Annotated in this window: 16 protein-coding genes; 8 read left to right on the plus strand and 8 right to left on the minus strand. The window is 37.2% G+C overall.

The genetic code is table 11. The features are described 5' to 3' along the window. Nucleotides 1–163: 163 nt before the first annotated feature. The gene (locus VSAL_RS06540) at nt 164–2,080 is read left to right on the plus strand and encodes an alpha/beta fold hydrolase (protein ID WP_012549943.1); all 1,917 of its coding nucleotides are present in this window, start codon (nt 164–166) and stop codon (nt 2,078–2,080) included. Between the two features lie 104 nt (nt 2,081–2,184). Here VSAL_RS06540 and VSAL_RS06545 read toward each other — a convergent pair whose 3' ends face one another. The 5 genes from VSAL_RS06545 to VSAL_RS06565 all read right to left on the minus strand — a co-directional run bounded on the left by VSAL_RS06545 (nt 2,185) and on the right by VSAL_RS06565 (nt 6,378). Next, the gene (locus VSAL_RS06545; RefSeq protein WP_012549088.1) at nt 2,185–3,672 is read right to left on the minus strand and encodes an IS66-like element ISVsa2 family transposase; all 1,488 of its coding nucleotides are present in this window, start codon (nt 3,670–3,672) and stop codon (nt 2,185–2,187) included. Between the two features lie 70 nt (nt 3,673–3,742). After that, on the minus strand, nt 3,743–4,090 hold the full coding sequence (gene tnpB, locus VSAL_RS06550) for an IS66 family insertion sequence element accessory protein TnpB (protein WP_012548924.1): 348 nt from the start codon (nt 4,088–4,090) through the stop codon (nt 3,743–3,745). Beyond that, nucleotides 4,087–4,401: an IS66 family insertion sequence element accessory protein TnpA gene (tnpA, locus tag VSAL_RS06555; protein WP_012548925.1), complete on the minus strand. Its 315-nt coding sequence runs from the start codon at nt 4,399–4,401 to the stop codon at nt 4,087–4,089. The genes tnpB and tnpA overlap by 4 nt, the downstream gene beginning before the upstream one ends. A 48-nt stretch (nt 4,402–4,449) precedes the next feature. After that, nucleotides 4,450–5,433: a DUF2860 domain-containing protein gene (locus VSAL_RS06560; protein ID WP_044583223.1), complete on the minus strand. Its 984-nt coding sequence runs from the start codon at nt 5,431–5,433 to the stop codon at nt 4,450–4,452. Between the two features lie 63 nt (nt 5,434–5,496). Then, nucleotides 5,497–6,378 (minus strand): IS982-like element ISVsa6 family transposase, encoded by an 882-nt coding sequence (locus VSAL_RS06565; RefSeq protein ID WP_012549007.1) that lies wholly within the window; start codon nt 6,376–6,378, stop codon nt 5,497–5,499. A 311-nt stretch (nt 6,379–6,689) separates the two neighbouring features. On the opposite strand from VSAL_RS06565, the gene VSAL_RS06570 reads away from it, so the two are divergent. Both VSAL_RS06570 and VSAL_RS06575 read left to right on the plus strand, forming a co-directional pair. After that, nucleotides 6,690–7,685, plus strand: a complete 996-nt coding sequence (locus VSAL_RS06570) for a Gfo/Idh/MocA family protein (RefSeq protein ID WP_012549944.1) — start codon at nt 6,690–6,692, stop codon at nt 7,683–7,685. 11 nt (nt 7,686–7,696) lie between these two features. Then, nucleotides 7,697–9,184 carry an ABC transporter substrate-binding protein gene (locus VSAL_RS06575; RefSeq protein ID WP_012549945.1) on the plus strand — a complete coding sequence of 496 codons (1,488 nt, stop codon included), beginning with the start codon at nt 7,697–7,699 and terminating at the stop codon, nt 9,182–9,184. On the opposite strand, the gene VSAL_RS06580 is transcribed toward VSAL_RS06575, so the two are convergent. Together VSAL_RS06580 and VSAL_RS06585 are read right to left on the minus strand one after the other, a co-directional pair. Then, the gene (locus tag VSAL_RS06580; RefSeq protein ID WP_231850894.1) at nt 9,174–10,004 is read right to left on the minus strand and encodes an AraC family transcriptional regulator; all 831 of its coding nucleotides are present in this window, start codon (nt 10,002–10,004) and stop codon (nt 9,174–9,176) included. The two genes, VSAL_RS06575 and VSAL_RS06580, sit on opposite strands and share 11 nt — an antisense overlap. Before the next feature lie 14 nt (nt 10,005–10,018). Next, nucleotides 10,019–10,621 (minus strand): LysE family translocator, encoded by a 603-nt coding sequence (locus tag VSAL_RS06585; protein ID WP_012549947.1) that lies wholly within the window; start codon nt 10,619–10,621, stop codon nt 10,019–10,021. 206 nt (nt 10,622–10,827) lie between these two features. Between VSAL_RS06585 and VSAL_RS06590 the strand changes: the two genes are divergently transcribed. From VSAL_RS06590 to VSAL_RS06600, 3 genes are all read left to right on the plus strand, one after another. Beyond that, nucleotides 10,828–11,565 carry a subclass B1 metallo-beta-lactamase ALI-1 gene (locus tag VSAL_RS06590; protein ID WP_026025287.1) on the plus strand — a complete coding sequence of 246 codons (738 nt, stop codon included), beginning with the start codon at nt 10,828–10,830 and terminating at the stop codon, nt 11,563–11,565. A 151-nt stretch (nt 11,566–11,716) separates the two neighbouring features. Further along, a complete protein-coding gene (locus VSAL_RS06595) occupies nt 11,717–12,265 on the plus strand; it encodes a DUF2975 domain-containing protein (protein ID WP_012549949.1) in 549 nt (182 codons plus the stop codon). 9 nt (nt 12,266–12,274) lie between these two features. Beyond that, nucleotides 12,275–12,502 carry a helix-turn-helix domain-containing protein gene (locus VSAL_RS06600; protein ID WP_012549950.1) on the plus strand — a complete coding sequence of 76 codons (228 nt, stop codon included), beginning with the start codon at nt 12,275–12,277 and terminating at the stop codon, nt 12,500–12,502. 73 nt (nt 12,503–12,575) lie between these two features. Here VSAL_RS06600 and VSAL_RS06605 read toward each other — a convergent pair whose 3' ends face one another. Next, nucleotides 12,576–13,100, minus strand: a complete 525-nt coding sequence (locus VSAL_RS06605; protein WP_012549951.1) for a DUF1993 domain-containing protein — start codon at nt 13,098–13,100, stop codon at nt 12,576–12,578. Nucleotides 13,101–13,248: 148 nt separating this feature from the next. Between VSAL_RS06605 and VSAL_RS06610 the strand changes: the two genes are divergently transcribed. Beyond that, nucleotides 13,249–14,130, plus strand: a complete 882-nt coding sequence (locus VSAL_RS06610; protein ID WP_012548944.1) for an IS982-like element ISVsa6 family transposase — start codon at nt 13,249–13,251, stop codon at nt 14,128–14,130. 118 nt (nt 14,131–14,248) lie between these two features. Further along, nucleotides 14,249–14,428 carry a hypothetical protein gene (locus tag VSAL_RS06615; protein WP_044583224.1) on the plus strand — a complete coding sequence of 60 codons (180 nt, stop codon included), beginning with the start codon at nt 14,249–14,251 and terminating at the stop codon, nt 14,426–14,428. Nucleotides 14,429–14,721: the final 293 nt, after the last annotated feature.

Here is a 14,721-nt window from a genome sequence, read left to right on the forward strand (position 1 = left end):
TTATCTAGTTATAGAATTTTATATAAATTCATAAAAGTCATTCCTTAGTTATGAAAGAGTTATAAAATCATTATTTATCGTGCTTCTATTTACCGCCCACGCTTTATAGCGATATGCCATAATAGAACAAAGACAATTACGTTATCGAGAATGGGCAAAACGAATGGGCGAACATTATTCGATCAGTAAACAAAATTATGATGTGTTTCGTGTACCTAAAACAAAAGTCGATAAGATTGCTTTAGTGACAGAAGGTGGTGGTCAAAGGGGGATTTTCACCGCAGGAGTGCTGGATACGTTTTTAGAAGCCAAATTCAATCCATTTGCTTTATTGATTGGAACATCGGCAGGTTCGTTGAATTTGGCCTCTTACATCTGTGGGCATAAAGGACACGCTTACCGGATCATTAATCAAATCACCCGCAGTCCTGATTTTTTTAAATTGTCTCGTTTTTTACTCTCTGGCGAAGGGATGGATCTGGATTGGTTAATCGATAAAACCGAAGCCGATATTCCGTTAAACTGGACAGTAGGAGAAATGCACTTACATACCAAACAAGTACTTGCTGTTGCTGCTCATGCCACTAATTTTGAAACTAAGTACTTTGACTTATCGACCACAAATTGGAAAGATATTTTACGTGCCTCTTGCGCGATTCCTGCGTTGCATAAACAACCGGTGATCATGGATAAAATGGAATGGGTTGACGGAGGATTAACGACGCCGATTCCTGTACAAGAAGCCTATGATAGAGGTTATCGTCACATTGTTGTTATCCGTACTGTTCCGGTTGAATTTAAAGAAAACCACGACTGGATGATGAAAGTCGCCAAGATGACTAAAAATGCCAAATTAAATCAAATGGCCGTGATGTTGATGAATCACGAAGAAAGCTACCGTAAAACGCAGGTATTTTTAGCTAATCCGCCGGATGATGTCACTATTTATGAGATTTCACCGAATAAGAACCTTGAATCTAAATTACTGGGAAGCACTAAAGAGCAATTAGATAACGATTATCAACACGGTAAAGATGTGGGGAAATTATTTCTAGAGGTGATTGCGCCTAAATTGAATTTAGAGCAAGCACCGCAACCGCATATTCTTGTAAAAACACACGAAGATCGATTGAAAGAAGAGAACAGAAAACAAGATTATGAAGATCCGATTGATAAGATTTGGAGCAACAAAACGCACGGTGAAGTGCTCGGTGTTGATCGAATTGCCTTGAAGTGGATTAACATTAACGTTGGTGAAAAGAAACAGACGTTAGTGATCGTTAATGGTCGTAATGAAAGTTATTGGAAATACAAAGAAGCCATTCTTGAGTTAAGTCAGTATTTTAATATTTATACGTATGATCACCGTGGACAAGGTGAGTCAGGACGGATAACGCAAGATCACGAATTAGGCCATGTGGATGACTTTCATGATTATGTGATGGATCTGTATATCTTTATGGAAAAGGTTGTCAGACCAAATTTAGAAGGAGAGTGCTTTATGCTTTCTCATTCGATGGGGGGAGCGGTGACCGCCCAATACCTTTCAAAATTTGATCATCCCGTAACGGCATCAGCGGCAACGTCACCAATGTTTGGTGTGTATATACCAGGCAAAGCGTATGGACTAAAAACTCAAACACTAAACTTACTTGATGTGTTGGCGAGTAAGCCTAACTATGCATTAGGGCAAAGTCATTTTAAGAAAGTTGAGTATGACGATAACGTATTAACTCACAGTAAAATAAGATATCAAATGTTTGTTGAGCTGTTTGAAAATATGCCGAATTTACGGTTAGGAGGCCCAAGTACTCATTGGATCACTGAATCTATAAAAGCAGGAAAAAAATGCATCGCTGAAGCTCATAAAATAAAAATTCCAATGCTGATTTTACAAGCAGGAGACGATCTTGTTGTGAGTAATGTGGCTCAGCGAAGTTTTCATGAGAACAGTCATCTTTGTCATTTAGAAACAATCCCAGATTCGTATCATGATATGTTGATAGAAGACGATAAACATCGAGATATTGTATTAAGAAAATTGATTAATTTCTTTAGTAGTGATTATAAGTTTTATTAAATACGATTAGAACATAGTATGAAAAAAGCCCTGTTTGAGACTCATCAAACAGGGCTTTTTTTATTTACGTAAAGTGGTTAAAACTTATGTAAGCGTGCGGGGAACTACACCTTGTCTTTTACATTCCAAGGTAAAAGTGAATCGATATCTGGCGATCCAACACATAAACGATCTAGACAATACCTAATATAATCGTAAGGGATTAATCCGTTTGCCTTTGCTGTTTCTACAATGCTGTAAAGCATTGCACTTGAATCTGCACCAGCCGTTGAACCCGAAAATAACCAGTTTTTCCGGCCGATAACAAACGGTTTAACCGCTCGCTCTGCTCGATTGTTATCAATAGATAACAATCCATCATCAATATAACGAACTAATTTATCCCATTGATTTAATGTATAGCTAATCGCCTCACCTAATTTTGTTTTAGGTGATACTCGACTAACTGCGCTATCAAGCCAATCACGGAGCTCTTTAAGTAAATCGCGGGCTTCTGTCTGCCTAGCAACATACTTGGCTTCAGGGGAAGCCTCTTTTAATAACGATTCGATCCGGTATAGCTTTTGGATTTTACTCAATACCCAATCTGCACTCCCTGTTTTCCCTTTTACTTGAACACGTTGAGCCTCAATAAATCGTCGACGTGCGTGTGCCCAACAGCCAACTAACATCGCTTCAGTTTGTTCATAACCTTGGTAACCATCGGTATGTAAATACCCGTTATAACCTTTTAAAAAGTTAACTGGATGGTAGCCATGCCTGCTAGATTGATAATCATAAAGTACAATTCCAGGCAAAACACCAGAGCCTGGAGAATCATAGCCAGAGCAGTAGACCCACATATAACATTTTGCTTTTTCAACATCCAACACATTTACCGTTGTTTCATCACAATGCAGAGTGGGTTGTTCAAGCAAAATACGATGTAACTCGTTATTAAGAGGGGTAAATAGTACCGAGCATTTTATTAACCAATCCGCCATCGTTCGCCGTCCAATAATGATACCCCATTGCTGAAATAACGTTTCTTGACGATAAAGTGGAAGACTGTATTGAAATTTAGCCGTAATAATTTGAGCAAGTAAACTTGCGGTCGCAATCCCTTTAGGGATTGGTGACGCTGGCATTGGGGCTTGTTTAATGTCTACTGAAGTATTGTTTTTTTCACAATTTCGGCAAGCATATTTAGGACGAACATGTTGAATAACTTCCACTTTAGCTGGTACAAATTCCAACTTTTCACTGATGTCTTTACCCATCGCATGCATCTCTAGACCGCAACACTTACAAGTTTTATCTTTTATGTCGTGGATAATAACAGTACGCGGTAAGTCTTCAGGTAAGCGTTGGCGTTTTGGCTTTTGACGAGTGTAGGTAATCGTTTGTGTGTCATCATTTTCAATGATGATTTCTTCTTCTGTTTCATTGAATAAATCAAATTGAGTCGAGTCAGATTCACTGCTTTTACCAAAGCGCTGATGTTGAGCCAGCCGAAATTGCTCTAGAAGACGGTTATATTTATTTTCAAGCTGAAGCACAAGTGCTTTCAGCTCGTCAATGGTATCAGGAAGTGGTTTTATTTTATCAGTCATGTAGATGACTATATAACGATAATACAGGTAATCAATCGGTTGCCTCCTATTCTTGACTGAGAATAACTATTTAAAGGGTTGTTTGATAATGTACCGGTTGATGTCCTAAGATATCAAAACCTTGTAATAGCAGTGTCAGTTGCTGCTCTGATAATGCTAACGTATCGTTATTTATATTTCGTGGCCATTTGAAGCGGTCTTCATCTAATCGCTTGTACCATAAAGCGAATCCTGTTTTATCCCAATACAATATTTTGAGTTTATCACGAGGCTTATTGCAAAATATAAATAGAGCATCACTAAACGGTGATAGTTGCATTTCTTGCTCAACAATCACGACAAGGCCATTAATGGCCTTGCGAAAATCGACAAAATCACGATGAAGATAAATGGTGGAAACATCAGTAAATACATTCATGATTGATACCCTTTTAATAAGAGTCCTATCCAGTGAGGTTCAGTATTAGCTGGCAATGTTAATCGCAATTTTCCGATAGAAAGTTGAATATCTGGTAATTGTGGAGTGGCGATGATAGTTGATGTTAACGCTTCTACTTTCAAGAAAGTAGAAGCGTTAATCTTTTGTTTCCATCGTGCTTTACGTGCACTAAATGTCTTTGGCAGAATATTATGGTTACGACAAAATTCAGCGGCACTAAGCTTGCTAGATTGCTGAGATTCAAATAGAGCGTGCCATTGCTCTGGTGTTCTCTTTTTATCTTTTTGCATAATTACGTTCTCGTTAAATGAAAGATCGTAAGATACGCATAATGAATTTTATTTGTTAGGTGTAGTTCCCCGCACGCTTACAAACTTATAGTTTACACCGACAGTAACAATGTATTCTGATTCGTCATAAAAAGTAATATTTGAATCGGTTGAGCTGTAGCCTGCAAAAGAAATGAATGACCAATCTTGCCAATCCATAAATTTAGTATATTCATAAGCAGCAAAGAAGCTTAATTTATTGTCTTCACGAGTGTCGCCATAAATAGGGTTTTCAGCACCGAATGTTCGTTGATTGTAACCAGCAGTTAATACCAACTGGTGTCTTTGCATTAACTTGAAAAAACTCAGTTCAGCACCGTATTGATCGTAAGAGCTTGCTTTTCCGTCCGCAGATGAAGATTGGTAAATAACAGAAGGTAGGATGAATGAAGTACGACTTAGTGGTAAGCGATATTGACCTTTTAAGTAGATCGTATCCGCGTCTCTTTTTAGTATGTCTTCGACGTCATCATTCTCGATGTCTTTGGTGGCATAGGCGGTATCAATGGTAAAGTTTGAGCCTGCAATGTTATCGACTCTAAAACGAAATGCGTTTCCTGAAGCATCTGTTTCTGTACGAGCAGAGCCTTCCAAGTATGGGTCTGCCCACGTCTTACTTGACATAATGGTTGGCAGAATAGAAACATCAATCGCCATTCTTGATTCAAATTGATATTTATAGCCGACCTCAAGAACAACGGTACCTGTTGCCACATCTTGACGTGTTGTACCGACATGAACTTGTTGATTTAATTCTTGGCCAAACGTATAGGCAATGCTTCCAAGAGGAAAGGCCATAAAGTCACTGTCAGTGGATGCACTTTGTTTGTTTGATGTAATGGTATCATCACCTTCGGTATTAAAATTGGAAGTTGAAGACGTAAATCCTGTCGTTAACGCAATTTCTCCACTAACCCCTTCTTTCTCTGCTAGCTTCGCCTGTGCGGGCATACTCATTATGCAGGCAGTAAGAAGTAAATAGCGTAAGTTCATTCTTCGTCATCCTTTGGTTACTATGATGTTAATAACTAACCTGAATTCTGGATAAAACATGCTTTAAGCGAGGATTAGTTCAAATTCACATTCTGATAGCTTAATTCGTGGCTTTTGTTTTTTTAAACAATAAGCCACAACGCCTGAAATTACATTTAGCATGAAACCAGTCACGCTACGATGACGGCTATGTTCAATTTGAGAGATATTCTTCAATTGGTCATTTATCGTTTCGATAATGTATCTCTTTGATAACATAGCCTTATCAAAAGCACTTATCTCTTTTGCTTTCATGTTTTTTCGCGAGGTAGTCACTAAATCGACATCAGAGTTCTTTAAGCTCTCACTCAACTTTTTACCTATGTACCCTTTATCAGCGTACAATTTCCCCGAGAGTTCTTTGCATAAATCAGGTACAGGAGTCCTATCATTTACATTGCCAGCTGTGATTTTCAGCGAAATAATTTCTCCAAGATGGTTAATCAATAAATGAAGTTTGAAGCCGAAAAACCATCCCATGGTACCTTTTCCTCTTTTCGCAACACCATCAAAGACTTTATGGCGAGGAATTCGAATGTTATGGCATACTTTAAGACTCGTGGAGTCAACAAAAGCAATGCCAGTCGGCTTACCTTTGATAGATTGAAAATAGGCACACATTGGGGCGATTAGGCTAGGCATTTTGCTCACAAATCGAGTGTGGCTAAGTAAATTTGGAAAGTATCCTTTCCAATATTGATGAACTAACCCGATATAGAAGTTCTTGAAATCTCTATGATTTGATTGATGAAAAGCGATGACAATAGTCATACATTCACTAGTAGACATTACTGACTGACGTTTTCTTTTTCTCTCACTAGCCTCAACAAGGTATTTTTCCCATTGAGATAAGAATTGATAACAAAAATCATCGACATCACAAAATATATCAACTAATTTATTCATCTTGCCCACCTTTTAAAATACGTTCAAATAATTCTTGGTCGAAAGATCTGATCGTTAGGTGGGCAATTAGTTCAGCCTTATCCAGAATTCAGGTTAACTACATTGAAACAGTTATAGTAGAAGTTATCAATGATGGCGAACCATAAGTCGCGATTATATTTTCATCTAAAAATAAATACGAACGAACCGCTTTGTATTCAAACAATGATCGTTGGCTATTTTTAAATAGGAACAAGTGTGCTTATTTGTTCTATTTTTCTTTTACGTTGAGGTGACTACACTGTCTCGATTAAAAATAATAGGATGAGGTAATGACAGAGAAAAAAATAAAGTGGGGCATTGCAGGGCTTGGAAACATAGCGCACCGATTTGCTCAAGACTTAACAAGCAACAGTCAATGTGGAGAATTACAGGCCGTTGCTGCTAGAGATGTTGATAAAGCAGAGCGGTTTGCTACCCGTTATAAGGCGGTATCTCATTATGGTGATTATGAACAATTAGCGACGGATCCTACCGTTGATATTGTTTATGTCGCGACAATTCATCCTTATCATAGACCCTTAGTGGAATTGTTTCTTTCTCACCATAAACACGTTTTAGTTGAAAAGCCTGCGTTTACTAATTACCAAGATTGGCAAGACATGCAGAAACTTGCTAAAGATAGCGGAGTGTTATTGCTTGAGGCGATGAAAACTGTTGTGTTCCCCGCTTATCGAGAGTTGAAGACTTTTATGAATGAACACAAGATTGTCGTGGATTCCATAGAAGCCTCTTTCGGTAATGAAAGTGTGTATGATCCTAATATATTTGTATTTAATCCTGAATTGTCAGGGGGAGCGACACTCGATGTCGGGGTATACGGCGTTTGGTTTTACTGTGATTTATGCCATTTCTTTGGTGAAGATGTCCCAACACCGTCGGTCTCTATTACCGCAGAACACCCTGAATGGAGAGTTGATGAAAACGTGGAGTTTTTATTTGATGGAAAGATGAAAGGAAAAATAGGGGCGTCAATTTCAAAAAACTTACCAAGGAGCGCGATTTTAAAAGGCGATGGTGTTGAGATCGTCATACATGATAAATGGTGGAACCCTTCACGAATTGATGTTCATTTAAGAGGTCAAACTCACACCATTACGCATAGCTGTGGTGGAGGGTTTGAACATGAAATAGATTACTGTTCAGAGTTATTATTAAACAATGCTCAAACTTCCTCAGTGCTTAATACTGAAATCAGTGGGCAGGTATTGTCTATACTAGAGCAAGCGTTAATCACCAACGGATATACACATTTAACGAAAAGATAAAATTGGGTGCAATGGAGAATATAAAAAGAAAACTAGAGGTTTATGAAATACTTTTTCGTAAGTATGGACCAGTAGCATCAAGCTGTAATATTACAGAGCTTTCATTATTATTGAAGGTGAGTGAACGTCATGTTCAAACTGTAATTAAGAGATTAGTCAATACGGGTTGGATTGAATGGAAAGCAACGCCGGGTCGCAGTAAAAAAGCACAATTAACGTGTTATAAAGAACCGATTGAAGCGTGTTATGACTGCGTGTCTACTGTAGTCGATTCTGGTAATACTGACTCTGTTTTGAATATACTCAGTTTTGGTGGACGTAATGCTTCTATTGAGCTTAAAAAGTATCTTCTCCATTCCAATAACATCGTACCACGCTCGGTTTGTATGCCTTTTCATCGGAAGATTGGCTCCTTATTACCTCATAACGCAATCTGTCGTACCGAGCGTTATTTAGTGAGTCAAATTTTTCAGCGTTTAGTGAGTATTGATAACGATATTATTCACCCTGATTTTGCACATCATTGGGAGCATGATTCTTCTGCAACACAGTGGCGTTTTTATCTTCGAAGTGGCGTTGTCTGTCATGACGGAAATCCGTTAACGGCAAAAGATGTTGTACGTTGTTTAAAAACACTGATAGCCAACTATTATTGGAGTCCACTTTATTCTAACCTCAAAGGGATTAGGTTTCTTTCTGAAGAGTGTATTGAAATCACCTTATCAGAAGGCGACTTTCATTTGCCAAGATTATTGGCTCGGAGTGAAGCCTCTATTTATCCTATTCATGTATCGACAGATAAGATCGTTGGTTCTGGTCCATTTCAGGTTGAAGTGTGGTCACCAAGAATGATCCGATTAGGCCGATTTGAGCACTATGCCTTAGTGTTCCCGTTGTTGGAAAGAGTGGATTTGTGGGTGTATGAAGAATGGGCAAAAGATAAAGTTTGCGCTCAAAACCAGCTAAGTTTGTCATTTCCAGAAAAGAAAGTTACGTATAAAAGTAAATATCATTCTTTGTTTATGATAATAAAAAAACAAGGCAGTAACTTGGATTGCTCTAATATAGTGACTTATGAAAACAACAATGAATGCAAAGCTTTAGCCCAAAAATTATATTCATCTCAGACACTACAAGACGTTTTTTATGGCGACTACCATCATCAAGCGGATACTGCACTGTGTAGCATTCTTGAAGAAAGTGATCGGTTATACAGTCGTCTGGCTTTTTTATCTCTTTATCCGTTTAAAAACAAAATCGTTAAAGACGTTGATTATGATTTATTTCTAAATAAGGTATCTGACATAAGAAATACTCCCGATTTAGCGTTAGCGGTTGAAGAGTTGGAGCAACTGTATGATTGGTTACAACAGATAGGCGTTATTGATATCGTTAAGAAAGATTCGTTTGAACTCATCACCTCTGAAAATCTAAAAGAGGTAAGAATGAACGGTTTTGGTTGGTGTGATTTAGCTAAATTGTGGATAGCTAATCATTAAACGTTGAGTGCTTGTCTATTTTATATTGCTTTGGTGTCGCGGCAACGATGCTTTTAAAGTGTCGATGAAAGTGACTTTGATCGGTAAAGCCAAGATCTGTGGCTATCGACGCAATATCATTTCCCTTTTTTAATAAGTCTTTGGCTTTATTTATTTTCATCATCATTTGGTAGGCATGTGGTGTTATTCCGTATTGTTTTTTAAATGAATGGATAAGATAAAAATCGCTCAAACCAGACTCTTTCGCTATCTCAGAGATAGACATGTTTTTATCAACATTATCAGAGATGTATTGATATGCGAGATGAGTTGCTTGTTTGGGAATGGTCTTGTGGGACGGCATTGCTTTAAGATCATTAATAAACAGAGTAGAGAAGAAAGTGATGGCGGATTCTTCCACGAATAATGACGATTCGTTTTCAATTAGAACTTGCGTTAATGATTGGAAATTCTGATACAGAGTAGGGCATCGGCTGTGATTTTGTTGAAAGGGATGAAACTCACTATGCTTTTTACCAGTGATGCTTGTTTGTAACTGTATTAACCAATCAAGCTCAACAAAAAGCATTTTATAGCTCCAGTTAGTCCCCGATTTTGGATTACAGGAATGTACGGTTTCAGGATTGATAATGACCGTAGAGCCGATGCTGATTTCTTGTTTTGAATTTTGATTTATGTATTCACTAACGCCGCTATCTACGACACCAATAGAAAATTCGCGATGTGAGTGTTTTTTATAGCAGGCATTTGAATTACCAGAATAACGTAACTCAAACGGAAGAACGGATGATCGTAAAAAATGTGTTTTTGAATTAGCCAATATAACGTCCATTGTTAATTTGATATAAAGAAGACATAAACGACGGTTAATGCGAGCAATGATCCCATAAGTCGATTAAAGATTTTATAATGAACAGGGTGCTCTAAATATCGTCCAATCGTTAACCCGAGTAATGCCCACGTCGATATACAGCAGTAACATACGATAAAAAATATCATACTAAACGCTCCAAGATCTTCGAGAGGAATCACACCGTTACTCGAAAATACGGTCACGCCAGATAAAGACACAATCCAAGCTTTTGGGTTTAACCATTGACACAATAAGCCTTGCACCATCGTTGGAGCATTGCCTTTATTATCTCTATCTTGGTCTGCTCTATCGCTCGTCGCTACTTTATAAGCCAAATAAAGCAGAAAAGTGCTTCCAAAGTAATTTAAAATGGATGTTGCAGTATGGGAATTATCTAAGACTTGTATCAGCCCTAATCCTAATAGGATAAGAATAGAGACAAACCCAACAGTAGCACCAAAAATATGGGGAATGGTTTTTACATACCCATGATTAGCACCAGTAATGGTAGCGAGAATATTTACCGGCCCAGGAGAGAGGGAGGTGATGAGTGCAAACATTGCCATTGCTAAAAATAAAGTCATAAGTTTTCTTTTTCATCCTTGAGTTCTTTATACAATAACTCATAAAAGCGACATGAAGATTGTACAAAACTGTTTTTTATTAAGTCGATTACTGAAAATAAACGAAGACTCCGTATTGATCTTAATGAATGTTTTACATTTAATTAACAGTAGTAAGAGGGAGAATATTGTATGTTTACAGTTATATTTAAAAAGGAATGAAATTTATGTTTAAACTTACTCTCGCATTACTAAGTTCGGTTATCGGCTTTAATGCAGCAGCAGAGCCTGTAGTTAAACCGCTTCAATTTGAAGAAATCACGAATAATGTGTTTTTAGTTAAATCGTATCGTGAATTTAAAAACTTACAGAGCCCAAAGAAACCTATTTTGGTCGATGCTAATTCTTTAGTGTATGTTGATGGAAAGGATGCGTATTTGATTGATACGCCATGGAATGCGTCGAACATGCCTCAGTTGATGACGTGGATTGAAAACAGAGGATTAACATTAAAGAAAACGGTCTTTTCTCATTTTCATGAAGATCAAACTGGTGGTTTAGAATACCTGCAAGAACATCACTTTGAGACTTACGCGTCTGCATTAACGAACAAATTTTTGAAAGGTGATAACAAGAAAGCGACGAATCATCAATTTTCAGGTGATAATTTTGTGTTGTTAGAAAATAAGATTGAAGTTTTCTATCCGGGAGGAGGCCATACTAAAGACAATGCGGTGGTATGGTTACCAAAAGAAAAAGTATTACTTGGCGGTTGTTTAATGCGAGCAAATGAGGTGAATACGATTGGGTGGACTGGTGATGCCGATATGAAAGCATGGGCGGGGTCTGCTCAAAAAGTCTTAACGAAATACCCTCAAGCAAATTTTGTTGTTCCTGGACACGGGAACGTTGGTGAAGGGACGAGTATTATTAGTCATACTGTCGATATTACCGGAAAAATTTAGCCAATCTTATGAAAAGGAATTTTGAGAAATAGTGCTTTTTTGTTTTTATATCGACTTTTAATATTTTATTATCGCTTTGCGATAAAATTATATTGATTTGACATTGTTTGCACTGTATTGTCTGTGTATCAAATCAATAAGGTTATTCATTATGTCTAATATTCAAAAACAAAGTCGCCGCGCACGTATACTTTTTCAAGGATTTTTGGTTTTTACACCGATAGCTGTACTTTATTATTGGTTAACCATTGAAACCCAATATGATTTTCTTACCTCATTCGGAATTATTCAGACTACGATTGATGTTAATGGTTATACGCAATTACCACTAACGTTAACAATTCGTATGTTAGCTGTCATTTCTAGTTTATTGTTATGCAGTATTGTTATGTACGCTTTAAATGTATTAATTCATTTATTTCGTAATTATGAGCGTAATGACATTTTCTCGCTTGAGAATGCAATGAGCTATCAGAAGTTAGGTTACAGTCTTTTTTATTGGGTAGGAGCTTCTGTTATTTATGGTGCAGCAATGTCCGTGATTTTATCATTTAATAATCCTCCCGGTGAGCGCATATTAGCGGTTAGTTTTGTTGGTATGAATTTTTTAACGTTACTATTTGGTTTTATTACGTTAATAATTTCATGGGTCATGAAAGAAGGGTATATTCTTGCTGATGAAAACGAGCATACAATTTAAGGATTCGTGATGACCATTCGTATAAATTTAGATGTCATGATGGCGAAGCGAAAAATGCGCCTAAAGCACTTGGCCCAAGAAGTTGGGATCACAGAAGCAAATTTGTCTATCTTAAAAAATGGGAAAGCAAAGGCTGTTCGTTTAGCGACATTGGATAAACTGTGTGAAATTCTTGAATGTCAGCCAGGCGATATATTGGAATATGTGGTGGACTTGGATAGTAAAACAACCGATTAATAATACCTTGGTTCTATTTAAGCCCTGTCTAGTGATTGCTAAACAGGGCTTTTTTAATTGGCTATTGTGAACTTTATTCTGAAGGGCTAAGAGATAAAGCACCAATGAAATCTAATTTACTCAATGGTACGCCTTCTTTTCGAAGTAAGTTGTACAGCGTGGTCTGGTGAAAGTATAGATTTGGTGTTGAGAATGAGGTAATGAAATTCTCAGCAGTAAACGGCATTGGTCGTTCTGGATAGTGGAAAATAACGGTTTCACCTGAGCGTGAATTTACCTCATTTTCTGTAATTGCACTCAACTCTTTTTGTGTATTTTGAAGTAATTCAATTAAGCCATTAAAATCAATTTCACCTAAAGGTGATGGAATATAAAAGTTACCGCTTAATACGGCTTTTGTTGCCCCAAGAGTATGCTTACAAATTGAATTTACTTGGAATGAAAGAGGAAGCATATCATCAACTAATTGAAGATCAACGATGTCATTTGTATTTCGATTTTGTGCCTCAAAATGTGCTTTTGCTTTAGTCATTAAATGAATGGCAACATTTAATGAATTAGAAAAAGGAGTAAGAGTTATATCAGAAAGCATAGTCATGAGAGTTCCTTTATTAATGACGAAAGTGAGTTCAATGTAGGTAAATAATAATTAACCTGAATTCTGGATAAGGCTGAACTAATTGCCCACCTAACGATCAGATCTTTCGACCAAGAATTATTTGAACGTATTTTAAAAGGTGGGCAAGATGAATAAATTAGTTGATATATTTTGTGATGTCGATGATTTTTGTTATCAATTCTTATCTCAATGGGAAAAATACCTTGTTGAGGCTAGTGAGAGAAAAAGAAAACGTCAGTCAGTAATGTCTACTAGTGAATGTATGACTATTGTCATCGCTTTTCATCAATCAAATCATAGAGATTTCAAGAACTTCTATATCGGGTTAGTTCATCAATATTGGAAAGGATACTTTCCAAATTTACTTAGCTACACTCGATTTGTGAGCAAAATGCCTAGCCTAATCGCCCCAATGTGTGCCTATTTTCAATCTATCAAAGGTAAGCCGACTGGCATTGCTTTTGTTGACTCCACGAGTCTTAAAGTATGCCATAACATTCGAATTCCTCGCCATAAAGTCTTTGATGGTGTTGCGAAAAGAGGAAAAGGTACCATGGGATGGTTTTTCGGCTTCAAACTTCATTTATTGATTAACCATCTTGGAGAAATTATTTCGCTGAAAATCACAGCTGGCAATGTAAATGATAGGACTCCTGTACCTGATTTATGCAAAGAACTCTCGGGGAAATTGTACGCTGATAAAGGGTACATAGGTAAAAAGTTGAGTGAGAGCTTAAAGAACTCTGATGTCGATTTAGTGACTACCTCGCGAAAAAACATGAAAGCAAAAGAGATAAGTGCTTTTGATAAGGCTATGTTATCAAAGAGATACATTATCGAAACGATAAATGACCAATTGAAGAATATCTCTCAAATTGAACATAGCCGTCATCGTAGCGTGACTGGTTTCATGCTAAATGTAATTTCAGGCGTTGTGGCTTATTGTTTAAAAAAACAAAAGCCACGAATTAAGCTATCAGAATGTGAATTTGAACTAATCCTCGCTTAAAGCATGTTTTATCCAGAATTCAGGTTAATTAATTTGCAAATGCAGCAGTAAATAGAGTCTTAACCATCACTCTACTCATAATGCTCTTGCTTCTTTAAGTTATGAAAAAACTTCGCTTATGTGTGATCAATTGGCAAAAGAGAAGGGAGTATGGCTTGGGAACCCACAATACACACCTTTGAGGAATCAAGTTCAGATAGAGTGGTACATTGGCGATACGCTACTTGCTATGTCTGATGAGGAATTAGAATACATTCTAGATTGGGTCGCTGAAAAAATAGAATCCGCTAATGAGTAAAGTTATTTAAACTAGGATATTCGCTAATAGCTGATATTTTTAACTATTGAGTGTTTACTTTACAAATTATTACTTATATATTGATTTGGTTACCACGATAAACGACTAGGATACATTCATGCTTTCTTCTACAGCCCTACAATTTGCTGCTTTGTGCCAAATAGTGCTCGGTGCTGTGTCGCGTGTAACATCAACTATTATTGCGGTCATTCTAGTGATTATTAACTAGGCTGGCGGCACTTCCGTCAGCCAGGCTGACGGAGGACTTCTTAATTTTCTTCTTCTTTTTTCAG

Source organism: Aliivibrio salmonicida LFI1238 (genome assembly GCF_000196495.1).
GTDB classification, from domain to species: Bacteria; Pseudomonadota; Gammaproteobacteria; order Enterobacterales; family Vibrionaceae; genus Aliivibrio; species Aliivibrio salmonicida.